General features: G+C 38.9%; 13 protein-coding genes. 6 read left to right on the plus strand and 7 right to left on the minus strand.

Annotated features, from left to right (window positions below; genetic code table 11):
• Position 1: 1 nt before the first annotated feature.
• Positions 2 to 370: a hypothetical protein gene (locus tag J671_RS09665; protein WP_031982092.1), complete on the minus strand. Its 369-nt coding sequence runs from the start codon at positions 368 to 370 to the stop codon at positions 2 to 4.
• Positions 371 to 555: 185 nt separating this feature from the next.
• Between J671_RS09665 and J671_RS09670 the strand changes: the two genes are divergently transcribed.
• Complete coding sequence (locus J671_RS09670; protein WP_031982093.1) at positions 556 to 1,344, plus strand: hypothetical protein; 789 nt, start codon at positions 556 to 558, stop codon at positions 1,342 to 1,344.
• A 65-nt stretch (positions 1,345 to 1,409) separates the two neighbouring features.
• Here the strand turns inward: J671_RS09670 and J671_RS09675 are convergent, their stop codons facing one another.
• Entirely contained in the window at positions 1,410 to 2,819 is a 1,410-nt protein-coding gene (locus J671_RS09675; protein ID WP_002051720.1) for an FAD-binding oxidoreductase, read from the minus strand.
• A gap of 378 nt (positions 2,820 to 3,197) precedes the next feature.
• Here J671_RS09675 and serA point away from each other — a divergent pair, with 378 nt between their 5' ends.
• From serA to J671_RS09690, 3 genes are all read left to right on the plus strand, one after another.
• A complete protein-coding gene (gene serA, locus J671_RS09680; protein ID WP_002051786.1) occupies positions 3,198 to 4,430 on the plus strand; it encodes a phosphoglycerate dehydrogenase in 1,233 nt (410 codons plus the stop codon).
• 98 nt (positions 4,431 to 4,528) lie between these two features.
• On the plus strand, positions 4,529 to 5,413 hold the full coding sequence (locus tag J671_RS09685; RefSeq protein WP_031982094.1) for an EamA family transporter: 885 nt from the start codon (positions 4,529 to 4,531) through the stop codon (positions 5,411 to 5,413).
• A gap of 90 nt (positions 5,414 to 5,503) precedes the next feature.
• Positions 5,504 to 6,367 (plus strand): EamA family transporter, encoded by an 864-nt coding sequence (locus J671_RS09690; protein ID WP_031982097.1) that lies wholly within the window; start codon positions 5,504 to 5,506, stop codon positions 6,365 to 6,367.
• Between the two features lie 7 nt (positions 6,368 to 6,374).
• Here the strand turns inward: J671_RS09690 and J671_RS09695 are convergent, their stop codons facing one another.
• From J671_RS09695 to truB, 3 genes are all read right to left on the minus strand, one after another.
• Entirely contained in the window at positions 6,375 to 6,818 is a 444-nt protein-coding gene (locus J671_RS09695) for a hemerythrin domain-containing protein (protein ID WP_002051715.1), read from the minus strand.
• Positions 6,819 to 7,029: 211 nt separating this feature from the next.
• Positions 7,030 to 7,806, minus strand: coding sequence for a sulfite exporter TauE/SafE family protein (locus J671_RS09700; RefSeq protein WP_004711708.1), 777 nt, complete (start codon positions 7,804 to 7,806; stop codon positions 7,030 to 7,032).
• A 19-nt stretch (positions 7,807 to 7,825) separates the two neighbouring features.
• Positions 7,826 to 8,731 (minus strand): tRNA pseudouridine(55) synthase TruB, encoded by a 906-nt coding sequence (truB, locus tag J671_RS09705; protein WP_031982099.1) that lies wholly within the window; start codon positions 8,729 to 8,731, stop codon positions 7,826 to 7,828.
• A 153-nt stretch (positions 8,732 to 8,884) separates the two neighbouring features.
• On the opposite strand from truB, the gene J671_RS09710 reads away from it, so the two are divergent.
• Positions 8,885 to 9,919: a lipase secretion chaperone gene (locus J671_RS09710; protein WP_002051740.1), complete on the plus strand. Its 1,035-nt coding sequence runs from the start codon at positions 8,885 to 8,887 to the stop codon at positions 9,917 to 9,919.
• Between the two features lie 114 nt (positions 9,920 to 10,033).
• The gene (locus J671_RS09715) at positions 10,034 to 10,975 is read left to right on the plus strand and encodes a lipase family alpha/beta hydrolase (RefSeq protein ID WP_081404862.1); all 942 of its coding nucleotides are present in this window, start codon (positions 10,034 to 10,036) and stop codon (positions 10,973 to 10,975) included.
• Between the two features lie 51 nt (positions 10,976 to 11,026).
• On the opposite strand, the gene rplS is transcribed toward J671_RS09715, so the two are convergent.
• Positions 11,027 to 11,395: a 50S ribosomal protein L19 gene (gene rplS / locus J671_RS09720; RefSeq protein ID WP_002051668.1), complete on the minus strand. Its 369-nt coding sequence runs from the start codon at positions 11,393 to 11,395 to the stop codon at positions 11,027 to 11,029.
• Positions 11,396 to 11,610: 215 nt separating this feature from the next.
• Positions 11,611 to 12,366 (minus strand): tRNA (guanosine(37)-N1)-methyltransferase TrmD, encoded by a 756-nt coding sequence (gene trmD, locus J671_RS09725; RefSeq protein ID WP_002051760.1) that lies wholly within the window; start codon positions 12,364 to 12,366, stop codon positions 11,611 to 11,613.
• Positions 12,367 to 12,404 lie beyond the last annotated feature (38 nt).

Raw genomic sequence — 12,404 nt, forward strand, 5'->3', positions numbered from 1 at the left:
TTTATGAGCAAAGCTGTGTTTGGAAACCTTTAGTATTTTTTCCTCTCGCACATTGGTAGCTCTTTTGCTTATTTTGCAATTGCCACTTTTCATCGACTAATTTAAATGAATATTCTGTACGAATAGCTAAAACAGAGTCATCCATTAAACCTGTTTGAATGACCGTAATACGAGAAACAGTCGGAGACTCTACACGGTTAAACACTTGCTGAACTGAGGTGTTATTGTGCTCTTTTACAATCTCAGGTTGAGCTTTAAGTACTTGTTGCATTGGGGTTTCCGAACCCACAAATGGAATTAATTTACTGGTCGTCGCACACCCAGTGAAAAGTCCAGCACAAAGTGCCGAAATTAAAAATAAACGTTGCATCTTTATCACCAAAACAAAAGGCATAGCTTTATGATGCTATGCCTTGCTCGGTTACTCTGTAGAAACTATGTAGTTGTAAGTATGCCTACTCTTTTACAGACCAAATATTTGTTCTTGCTTACTCAACTTTAATGACAATCGTTTGATAAAATTAACTTCAAATACACATAACAAATAGGATCGTTATGCAACTGACTTATGCGGGACAAGTTTTCTTGGTGGTCGTTGCAGTTTTGATGATTTGGTCATTTGTACTCACCAAGTTTTGGGTCAAGCGTTTAGCTAAAAATCGTAAAAGTAGTAAATTTGAATTTGCTTATTCATTTGCCGTGGTTTTTAGTATTAGTGCTTTATTTTTCCCATTTACTTATTGGGTTTCTCAGGCAGTCTACGGCTTAGCAACCAAACCAACTTACGATGCAACTGTAGTGAGTTATACTTCTGAATGGGTAGATACTGAACGCACAGACTCAAATGGGCGTAAATATAAAACTAAAACACTCATGCATACTGCTCAGGTTCAATTTAAAGATAATCAAAATAGAACTCTAACTTTAGATAATTCAGTTCGCTCTGTTGATATGCCTGTAGTTGGTGAACATATTACTGTTGTTTATGAATCTGGTGATCACACAGCGCAAGAAAAGAGCTGGCGAACAATTCTATTGTTTGCAGCCGCTTTATTTATGCTATTTATTTTAGGTTATGTGTTGCTCATGATTATTGCCTACAGTCTAAAGCGCGACATGGAACCCTACAAAACATTTGCTAGCATGTTAATTTTTAAAGTCACGCTTCCACTTGGAACAATGGCGATGTTTTCGATGTTGTCTTATTCTATTTTTGCCTATTTCTTTTTAGGTAATCCAAGGGATTTACCTCTATGGGCCATTGTGCTTTGTAGTTTTCTTGCTCTTAGTCTTTTACCGTTGATTTATCATATTCTGACAGGTTGGAAAGCGGACAAGAAATAAAAAATTAATAAAAAAGCGCATCTTACGATACGCTTTTAGCAGAACTTCTTTTATTTAATAAAGCATTAGAGATCAAATAATTTACCCGGGTTCATAATACCTTTCGGGTCAAATACTTTTTTCAAAGCTTTCATATATTCAATTTCTTCAGGAGAACGCGAATATTCCAAATATGGCTTTTTCGTCATACCTACGCCATGCTCAGCAGAGATTGAACCATCGTATTTTTTCACGGTATCAAATACATATTTATTTACCACCTGACACTTCGCAAAGAACTCATCTTTGGTTAAGTTTTCAGGTTTTAAAATATTTAAGTGCAAGTTACCGTCGCCGATATGACCGAACCAGCAAATTTCAAAATCAGGATAGTTCTCTTGAACAATTGCATCAATCTCACGAATAAATGCAGGTACGTGAGTAATTAATACAGAAATATCATTTTTGTATGGAATAAACGGTGCAATTGATTCAGAAATATCTTCGCGTAAACGCCATAAACTCTCTACTTGGTCAAGGCTTTGGCTCATCACGCCATCAAGTACCCAGCCCTGCTCCATACAGTGCTCGAAAATTTCCATTGCTTTGTCGATAATCGGCTCGTATGGTGCTTCAAACTCAAGCAATACATAGAACGGACATTCGGTTTCAAATGGACGTTGTACATGACCATTGTTTAAAACTTTTTGCATTGCAAGTTCACCAAAGAACTCAAATGCTGTTAAGTCGATGTCTTTTTGGAACGCATGTAATACAGGCATCACTGCATCAAAATCAGGAACACCTAAAACTAAAACTTGTAAGTTTTGTGGTTGACGCTCAAGTTTAATTTCTGCTTCGGTCACTAAACCTAATGTACCTTCACCACCAATAAACAAATGCTGTAATGCATAACCAGTTGCATTTTTAACCATGCCTTTGTTTAAACGTAAAATGTCGCCTTTACCAGTAACAACGGTTAAACCAAGCACCCAGTTACGTGTCATGCCATATTTAATGACTTTAATACCGCCAGCATTGGTACCAATATTACCGCCAATCTGACTAGAACCTGCTGATGCAAAGTCAACCGGATAATACATACCTTGTTCTTCTGCATAATTCTGCAATTGTTCAGTCACAACACCAGCTTGAACACGCACCATACGGTCTGCCGGGAAGAACTCAAGAATCTGGTTCATTTTGTCCATACTAATGACAATTTCACCATTGGTTGCTACTGCGCCAGCAGAGAGACCAGTACGGCCACCAGATGGCGTAATCGCGACATTAAACTGGTTCGCAAGTTTTACAACTGCCTGAACTTGTTCAGTCGTTGATGGAAAAACGATGACCGATGGGTTCGGATTAAAATGCTTGGTATGATCTTTACCCCAGTTTTCGAGACTATCAGCATCGGTTTTAATACGGTTTTCACCAACGATTGCTGTTAATTGGGTGAGTAACTCAGGTGTTAAAGCGACTGGAGCATTCATCGTTTGCAGACCTAGCAAGAAGTAAACTGTGGTGGGACTATGACCTAATATTCTCAAGGTTTTCACCTGAGCAAAGCCATAATGTTCAAGGAACTTCTATATTCTACATGTAACCGCACAAGCGATAAAGTTCATAATAGAGATACTGTCACTACAAAACATGTTTAAAACCAATAAATGTGTTTTTATAAGGCTCTAAAGGAAAATCTAAGCCCTCAAGAATACTAAGCATATTTCATAGCGCTCGGAAAGCCATAAACAGAAGTGATTAGACATAGATAAAATTGCCATAAGGCGATGGTATAAACGAAATATCTATAGCGCTGCCCAGTATGTTATTATACCGCCACCAAATTTGGCCTTTGTAGCGGAGCCGTAATGAGCCAACATCTTTCACTACCTAAAGATAAAATCCGTTTCCTTTTGTTAGAAGGCGTTCACCAAAACGCAGTCGATACTTTAAACGCTGCGGGTTACACCAATATTGACTATCGTAAAACTGCTCTTGAAGGCGAAGCGCTTAAAGAAGCAATTAAAGATGCTCACTTTATTGGTATTCGTTCGCGTACCCAATTGACTGAAGAAGTTTTCGAAGCTGCAAATAAATTGATCGCAGTAGGTTGTTTCTGTATCGGAACAAACCAAGTTGATCTTAAAGCAGCAATGGCACGTGGTATTCCTGTATTCAACGCACCGTATTCAAATACGCGTTCGGTAGCAGAGCTTGTACTTGCTGAAACAATTCTTCTTCTTCGCCGTGTTCCTGAAAAGTCAGCGGCTTGTCATCGTGGTGGTTGGGACAAATCTGCTGTGGGTTCTTTTGAAACACGTGGCAAAACTTTAGGTATTGTGGGTTACGGTTCCATCGGTTCTCAACTTTCAGTTCTTGCTGAAAGCATGGGTATGCATGTTATTTATTATGATGCAGTCACTAAGTTACCAATGGGTAATGCTCGCCAAGTTGGTTCTTTAGATGAACTTTTAGCAACTGCTGATGTTGTGACTTTGCATGTACCAGATGTTCCGTCTACACGTAACTTCTTTACTAAAGAACAATTTGCAAAAATGAAAGAAGGCGCAATCTTCTTAAATGCTGCACGTGGTACATGTGTAGTCATCGAAGATTTAGCTGATGCAATCAAATCTGGTCACCTTGCTGGTGCAGCGGTTGACGTATTCCCTAAAGAACCAAAAGCAAATGGCGAAGAATTCCAGTCTCCACTTCGTGGTTTAGACAACGTGATCTTGACTCCTCACGTTGGTGGTTCAACGATGGAAGCTCAAGCAAACATCGGTTTAGAAGTAGCAGAGAAATTCGTTGCTTACTCTGACAAGGGTATGACACTTTCTGCGGTAAACTTCCCAGAAATCGCATTGCCATTAACGGCGGGTCAACACCGTTTACTACACATCCATAAAAACGTACCGGGTGTATTGTCTAAAATCAACAACTTGTTTGCTGAACAAGGCATCAACATTTCTGGTCAGTCTCTTATGACTAAAGGTGACATTGGTTATCTCATTATGGATGTTGACGCTTCTGCATCTCAAGAAGCTTTAGATACATTACACGAAGTTGAAGGCACAATTCGCGTACGCGTATTGTTCTAATTCGAACTGTAAATTTAAAAGCCACAGCATTGTCTGTGGCTTTTTTATGGGCATTTACATTATCATGTGAAAAGTATACCAATTGATCAAATAATAAAATGTCCAGTCCAAGCCAGAAATCCCAGCTCCATGCTTTGGGCTTCCTTATTCTTGCTATGTTGAGCGTCCAAAGTAGCGCATCGTTAGCTAAAGTTTTATTTCAGAGCTTTCCCGTTTTAACAGTGTCTGCAATGCGTTTATGTATTGGAGCGTGTATTCTGGCTTTTATTTTTAAAATCTGGCGAATTAATTTTAGTCAGGTTCGATGGAAAGCGATTTTAGCTTATGGCTTTGCTCTTGCAGGCATGAATGCTCTTTTCTATTTATCTCTTGAACGTTTGCCGATCGGTATTGCAGTTGCATTTGAATTTATTGGCCCATTAAGCGTGGCTTTATATCATGCTCGCCAAAAATATGATTTTGTATGGGTCACTTTCGCAATTCTTGGACTCATTTTATTATTTCCTTTTAATCAAGCTCATAGCTTGGATTGGATCGGCGTTTTATTTGCAATGAGTGCGGGCACATGTTGGGCACTTTATATTATTGCAGGACAAAAACCTTCTGGAATTTCAGGTAATCACACCGTTTGTTTGGGTATGGCTATAGGTGCTTGCATACTTTTACCAATTACATTTTTTTCAGGCTCAATTGCTCAAGTTATAGAGCTGCCCTATCTTTTTTATTTTATTGGTTTAGCAATTTTGGCCAGTGCGCTTCCGTTTTCTTTAGAAATGTTAGCACTACGCAATTTAACCCCTCTAAGCTTTGGAACATTGATGAGCCTAGAACCTGCAGTTGCAGCCCTTTCTGGCTTTATATTTTTAGGCGAATATCTGTTATGGAACCAATGGTTAGCGCTCGCAACAATTATTACAGCTTCCGTCGGTTGTACCATAACGACCCAAAAAGCTCGTCAACAACGTGAAAAAACAGCAGGTTAACGCTATAAAACCTGCTGGTTAAAACACAATATTGGCTATAATTAATCACTCTTATTTTTTAAATATCAAATGAAGCGTTAAGGTAAGTCCATGCAAAATCTTTCAATTATTGCTGTGCTATACATGATTTTGTCGATGGTCTCATATCAAATCAGCGCCTCATTTGCTAAGCAACTTATTGCAGCTTTGGACCCCCTTACCGTTACTATCTTAAGGTTATGTTTTGCCACAGTTATTGTTGCGGTCATGTTTCGCTCTTGGAAAATCTGGTCGCGCTTACCCTACTTAAAATGGCGTGATTTATTGATGTACTGTGCATCTTTAGGGTTAATGAATATTTTATTTTATACGTCGCTTGGAAAATTACCCCAAGGGATTGCTGTTGGATTAGAGTTTATTGGTCCATTAGGTCTTGCGCTTCTTTCGATTAAACAAAAGAGCGACTACATTTGGGTAGCGCTTGCCATGTTAGGTATTGCACTTATGGTACCTTGGCAAAACCCAGTTCAGCACCATTTCTCATATATAGGTGCAGCATGTGCTCTAGGTGCTGGGCTTTGCTGGGCGTTCTATATTTATTTCGGCCATAAAGTTGTGACTCAAAATATAGGAATGCATGCATTAACAATTGGAATCGGCGTATCTGCACTTGCATTACTACCAATTGGCATTTGGCATAATGCGCCTGCATTACTTGAGACACAGTACTGGGGTAAAGCATTACTTATCGCTGTTTTAGCAACAGCAATTCCCTATGCACTCGACTTAATGGCACTCAAACAACTCAATAAATTAACTTATGGCACTCTAACGAGTTTAGCGCCAGCATTGGCAGCATTAACGGGTTTCCTATTACTTCACGAAGAAATCAGCATGCTGCAATGGGTGGCTTTGGCTTGCGTAATGCTGGCCTCGATTGGAGTTACTTTAAGAAGTACTAAAAAAGCTGCATAGGTTTAATCTACTGCTGCTTTTTATACTTTTTATATTCCTTTAAATATTTATTGCCGAGCGTTTCTTTTTCGCTGTCTTTAAGAATTTTTCCAGCTTGTTGAAAAAATTTATGCTCTTCTTCTTTTAAATGATGATGAACTTTTTCACTTAACTGTCTGGCAGTGGCCAACCAGCTTGGGCTACTCATATCCGTTTTTTCAAGCTGTTCAACCAACTCATCCATTTCATGATGTTCAGATAAGGCATGTCGAGTAATATCCAAACCCACATCGTCAAACATTAAAGGGATATACAAATAACGGTCCTCGGCAACTGAATGAGCATAGAGTTCATTTTTTAATGCATCAAATAATTGTTTTCGTTCTTCAGTTAAACCATGAGTCTGGATTAATTGTTCAGAAAGGTTACGTTGATTTTCATGGCTTTCTCTTAATGCTTCGAAAATATTCATTCTCTTCCTCATTTTTTAGCTAAAAAATCTTTTTTATTTCAAGGTTTATGATACGTTGAAATTTATATTGTTTACGTAGCTTAAAATGAGACTATTTTTTACACAGTTCTCTTTCTAGTAAATTTCTGTAATGATTTTTATATTTCGAATTTTAAATGATACATAAAAGTATGAACCGAACTCAAAGACAGCTCATACTTTCAATACTATTTTAGCCCGTGACAAAAATTTGATACCCTAAACGGCAAATCAAGATACTCACCAAAATTAAAAAGATAATACGGACAAAACCACTACCGTATTTAAGCGCGGTACGCACCCCAACAATAGAACCAATAACGTTTGCAGCTGCCATCATTAAACCGATATGTAAAATAGCGTGACCAGTTGGAATCAGAAAACTCAACGCAGCAAGATTCGTCATGAAGTTACCGATTTTTGACAATGCTGAAGCATGTAAAAAATCGACTTGTAAAAAGCGGATAAAGAAAAAGATAAAGAAACTACCCGTACCCGGCCCAAAAATACCGTCGTAAAAGCCAATCGCCAAACTACCAATACCTGCTAAAACTAGCATTTTCGTAGTAATTTTTTGCTCAGTATGAACTTGACCAAAGTTCTTTTTTACTAAGGTATAAATAGCAATTACGATCAGCATTACAAATACAAAAGGACGTAATACAGATTGTGGAATAAGTGATAAGCACGCTGCGCCAGCAAATGAGCTAATGAGAGCACAAATGGCAATGACTGCCAAAAGCTTCCATTGCAACTTCACTCTTTTTGCAAACGTATAAGCCGCCGATGCAGTACCAAAAATCGATGAAACTTTATTTGTACCAATAACCGTTGCAGTCTGCATGGACGGGAAAGTACTCATGATGCCGGGAATCTGGATGAGTCCTCCGCCACCAACGGCAGCATCAATTGCTCCCGCAGTAAACGCAAAAAAGATCAAACTAAGGATAACATCCCATTCCATGCCCATGCTCTATACTCTACATCTACTACAAATTTAAGATACGCTTAGGTACCAACCGTTTTTTATCAGTAATCTCAGCCAAACCTAAACAGCGTTCACCCGAAAAAACCAAAACTTCTGCTTCCGCAGAATGATCAATATTGCTTTCTAAACCATTGCAAAAATATTTTTCCCTTCCTTCAGGAACCTGAATTTTTAAGAAATGGTCAATTGGCGCATACACTGGTAGTAACAAAGTTTCTCTTTGCTCTTCCGTTAAGCTTTCTAAATATTCAATGGTATAACTTGGGATTAACTCAAAATGCCCTGTTTGAATACGGTGAAGCATTGTCAAATGTCCACCACAGCTAAGTGCCTCACCAATATCTTCACCTAGCACACGAATATATGTTCCTTTAGAACAGGTTACATCTAGAGTGATACTATTTTCGGTAAATTCAATAAGCTCTAAAGCATAAATCGTAACTGGGCGCGCTTCACGTTCAATCTCGATTCCTTTTCTGGCAAGCTCATATAACGGCTTACCCTCTTTTTTTAACGCCGAATACATCGGTGGAACTTGTTGAATATCTCCCCTAAACTTTTCTAAAGTTTGCTCAATAAGCTCTTTGCTAAGAACAGGAATAGGACGTTCTTGTAAAATATCGCCTTCAACATCGCCTGTTGTTGTAGTTTGGCCTAATCGAACAGTCGTCTGATAACGCTTTGTCGAGTCCAGCAAATAATGTGAAAACTTAGTGGCCTCTCCTAGACAAATAGGAAGTAAACCAGTCGCTAATGGATCTAATGCGCCAGTATGGCCTGCCTTTTGGGCACGGTACAGCCAACGCACTTTTTGCAAAGCGGCGTTTGAACTGAGCCCTAATGGTTTATTTAATAGAAATACACCACTGATATGGCGACGAGAAATTTTTTGATTTTTTGTCGTCATTTTTACTGGAACACAAAGCTAGAAAAAAGTGCCGACATGTTAGCAAATTCGGCAAGATATTTTCAGAATATTTAGATGCGTTTTCACTTATTTTATGGCACATTAATGATCAAGTAAAAAAACAACAAATTAAAACTTAAGGAAGATATCTTTATGCAAAGGATGCAGAAAAAGATATTGTGGTGTGTGCTCGGATTTTTTATTTTGAGTCTCATCGCATGTGTATATTGGCTAAGCCCCGACTCGAAAAGTAGCTCACCTCGGTTCAATCAGGATGAGACTAAAACTTTAACATCTACTCATCAAACACCTTTAAATTCAATAACAAGTGATAATGCTTACTTAAGTAAAAGTCAGCAAGATACTCAAGTTAATTGCCAGTTAAAAATTGATAGTTCTCAACATTTAGTTGTAAATAACCAAACCCGTGACTGTTTTGAATATTTTATTACACAGTATGGAGAATCTAATTTACAACAAGTCAAAACGCATTTTGAGAAATTCATACAAGATCAGTATTTAGAACCAGCCCGCTCACAGATTATTGACTTGTGGACTCGTTATTTAAAATACCGTGAGCAGCTTGCACAAATTCAACCACCTCAATCTAAACAACAAGATCAAAATTATTTTCAAAAGATCTTTAGTTCAATTCAAGATATTAGAAAGCGTTTCTTCTCTGCATCTGAAATTGAGGGACTCTTTTCAACAGAAGATATCTATCAGAACTACACATTAGATCGCATGAAAATTTTGGAAGATTCATCTTTAAGTGAAATTGAAAAAGCTAAAAAGCTGAAAGAACGCTTTGAACAGCTACCAGCAGACTGGCAACAAAATCTGCAAGAACTATCAAAACTTGATGATTTGCATACGCTGACCAAACAAATTAAAGCTCGCAATGGTTCAGCGGAGGAACTGCGTCAAATGCGTACAGCACTTGTAGGAGCTGAGGCAACACAAAGATTAGAAACTTTAGATACGCAGCGTAATGCTTGGCAACAGCGAGTTACAGGCTTCTTAAAACAGCGTGATGAAGTTCTCAATAGCAATATGAGTGATAGTGCTAAAAATCAAGCAATTCAACAACTACGCCAACAACAATTTAGCTCATCACAGGAACAACTTCGTCTTCAAACTTTTGAAAAAGTCCATGACCAAGGAGGTGAACTACCATTTAACTATTAGGCTTTTCTATTTCAAAGTGAGCCAAACCTTATCCAGCAGTAACAGCTGCTGCTCATACAAAATAAAAATAGTGAGTAAAAAATGAAAAGGAACTTAATATTTTTCTGTGCTGCAATACTCTCAGGACTGAGTGTTTCAGCAACCCATGCCACAAATGCAGAGCAAGTAAAAAGCTCATTTGTCTACTCGAATTATGCCCAAACCAAATATCCATTGGTTTTTAATCATGGTATGGCCGGTTTTAGCCGAGTTGGGACAGATACGCTTGGTCTTGATTATTGGTATCAGATTCTTCCTGACCTTGCGCGTAACGGAGGAAATGTCTGGGCAACAAGGGTTTCACCGTTTAACTCAACCGAAGTTCGCGGAGAACAACTTGCCCAACAAGTAGAAGAAATTATTGCTATTACGGGAAAACCTAAAGTCAACTTAATCGGACATAGTCACGGGGGACCAACAGTTCGCTATGTCGCTGGTATCATGCCAGAGAAAGTTGCTTCACTTACTACTATCGGAGCACCTCACAAAGGTTCTCGAATGGCAGATGTCATCCTGAATGTTGAGGGTACTCCTCTGTCTGGACTGGCAACATTAGTAAACTGGTTTTCAGCAGCGATTACTTGGGCAGAAGGGCTAGATCCAACTAGTTATCCGCATGACTCTTTAGCTGGCGCTCATAGCCTCTCAACTCAAGGCTCGGCACAGTTTAATGCACAATTTCCAATGGGTGTTCCTACCACATCTTGTGGTGAAGGTGCTTATCAAGAGAAAGGAATCTATATGTATTCATTCTCTGGCAATAAAGCACTCACAAATCCATTAGATCCTTTTGATATTGCATTAACAGGAAGTAGTTTGGTTGTTGACCCACTGGGAGATAACGATGGACTAGTTTCTAGATGTAGTGCCAAGTTTGGTAAGACTATTCGTGATGACTATAACTGGAACCATTTAGATGAAGTCAACCAAGTGCTTGGTATACGTTCTATTTTTGCAGCAGACCCTGTGTCGGTTTACCGCCAGCATGCTAATCGTTTAAAACTACAAGGATTATGATTCCAAATAAAAAAATGCGCCAAAAGGCGCATTTTTTTACTCGGTATAAGCTTACGCTTTACGAGCTGGTAATTTTTCACGAATACGTGCAGCTTTACCAGACAAGTCACGGAGGTAGTAAAGTTTAGCACGACGAACGTCACCACGACGTTTCACTTCGATTTTAGCAACAACTGGTGAGTGAGTTTGGAATACACGCTCAACACCAACACCGCTAGAAATTTTACGTACTGTGAACGCAGAGTTCAAACCACGGTTTTTCTTAGCGATAACAACACCTTCAAATGCCTGAAGACGTTCACGGTCACCTTCTTTTACTTTAACTTGAACAACTACTGTGTCACCAGGAGCAAATTCAGGAAGGTCAGTTTTTAACTGTGCATTTTCAACAGCTTGAACTAAAGGATGTTTACCACTCATTGTGGGAATCTCCAATATGTGCGGAGTCAGAAGAGGTCTGATTTTCCGCTGGGGATAGAGGCTAAAAACGCATATCAACCCGTTTAACTTTCCCTTTACGACAATCGTAAAGAGCCTTAATTACACATAAATCTATAAATTTAAATAGACTTATGGTTTAACTCGAAGCATTGCTTCTCGTCTTATGTTAGAACTTTCGTTCTTGAGAATAGCAATTAAGAATTACCGCTATTCCCTTGTATATCTTTTAGCCATTTTTTTTGCTGTTTAGTCAACTCTACTTTTTCTACCAACTCTGGTCGGCGTTCTAAAGTCCGTTGATATCGCTGCAAAAAACGCCACTTTTCAATGTTGGCATGATGTCCTGATTTTAAAATTTCAGGGACATCTAAACCTTCAAAATGGTCTGGCTTAGTATATTGCGGACAATCTAAAAGACCATCTACAAAAGAATCCTGTATCGCTGATTGCTCATCTGACATTACATTCGGCAAACGGCGAATAATACTATCAAGCAACACCATGGCAGGTAGTTCACCGCCAGATAAAACATAATCTCCAATTGACCATTCCTGATCAACGTAATGCTGGATCAAACGTTCATCGACGCCTTCATAACGTCCACACAATACAATCAAGCCGTCATAATCAACAAACTGCTGTACTGCCTGTTCATTTAAAGTTTTACCTTGTGGAGACATATACACCACAGGTACATGAACACATCCTGCTTGCGAAGCAAGTTGTTTGGCATGGTTAATTGCTTTTGCGAGAGGCTCAGCCATCATTACCATACCAGGACCACCGCCAAATGGACGTTCATCCACTCTCCGGTAACTCCCTTCAGCAAAATCACGTGGATTAATACAAGTGACTTGTACAATGTCACGCTTTGCTGCACGTCCGCTAATCCCGTAGGCTGTAATCGCTTCAAACATTTCAGGAAAAAGCGTAATGACTGCAAAAAACACCGCAGACTCCTCTATTTTCCTGCTGCGTTAATCCCCTA

The sequence above is a fragment of the Acinetobacter sp. 1130196 genome (genome assembly GCF_000588095.1).
In the GTDB taxonomy this organism is placed as follows: Bacteria; Pseudomonadota; Gammaproteobacteria; order Pseudomonadales; family Moraxellaceae; genus Acinetobacter; species Acinetobacter nosocomialis.

Bases quoted from the DNA above. Each gene is read 5' to 3' on its own strand.
- rplS (WP_002051668.1), bottom strand. From the start codon at position 11,395: ATGAGTGGTAAACATCCTTTAGTTCAAGCTGTTGAAAATGCACAGTTA.
- J671_RS09700 (WP_004711708.1), bottom strand. From the start codon at position 7,806: ATGGGCATGGAATGGGATGTTATCCTTAGTTTGATCTTTTTTGCGTTT.
- J671_RS09665 (WP_031982092.1), bottom strand. From the start codon at position 370: ATGCAACGTTTATTTTTAATTTCGGCACTTTGTGCTGGACTTTTCACT.
- J671_RS09675 (WP_002051720.1), bottom strand. From the start codon at position 2,819: ATGAATGCTCCAGTCGCTTTAACACCTGAGTTACTCACCCAATTAACA.
- serA (WP_002051786.1), top strand. From the start codon at position 3,198: ATGAGCCAACATCTTTCACTACCTAAAGATAAAATCCGTTTCCTTTTG.
- J671_RS09690 (WP_031982097.1), top strand. From the start codon at position 5,504: ATGCAAAATCTTTCAATTATTGCTGTGCTATACATGATTTTGTCGATG.
- J671_RS09670 (WP_031982093.1), top strand. From the start codon at position 556: ATGCAACTGACTTATGCGGGACAAGTTTTCTTGGTGGTCGTTGCAGTT.
- J671_RS09710 (WP_002051740.1), top strand. From the start codon at position 8,885: ATGCAAAGGATGCAGAAAAAGATATTGTGGTGTGTGCTCGGATTTTTT.
- J671_RS09685 (WP_031982094.1), top strand. From the start codon at position 4,529: ATGTCCAGTCCAAGCCAGAAATCCCAGCTCCATGCTTTGGGCTTCCTT.
- J671_RS09695 (WP_002051715.1), bottom strand. From the start codon at position 6,818: ATGAATATTTTCGAAGCATTAAGAGAAAGCCATGAAAATCAACGTAAC.
- truB (WP_031982099.1), bottom strand. From the start codon at position 8,731: ATGACGACAAAAAATCAAAAAATTTCTCGTCGCCATATCAGTGGTGTA.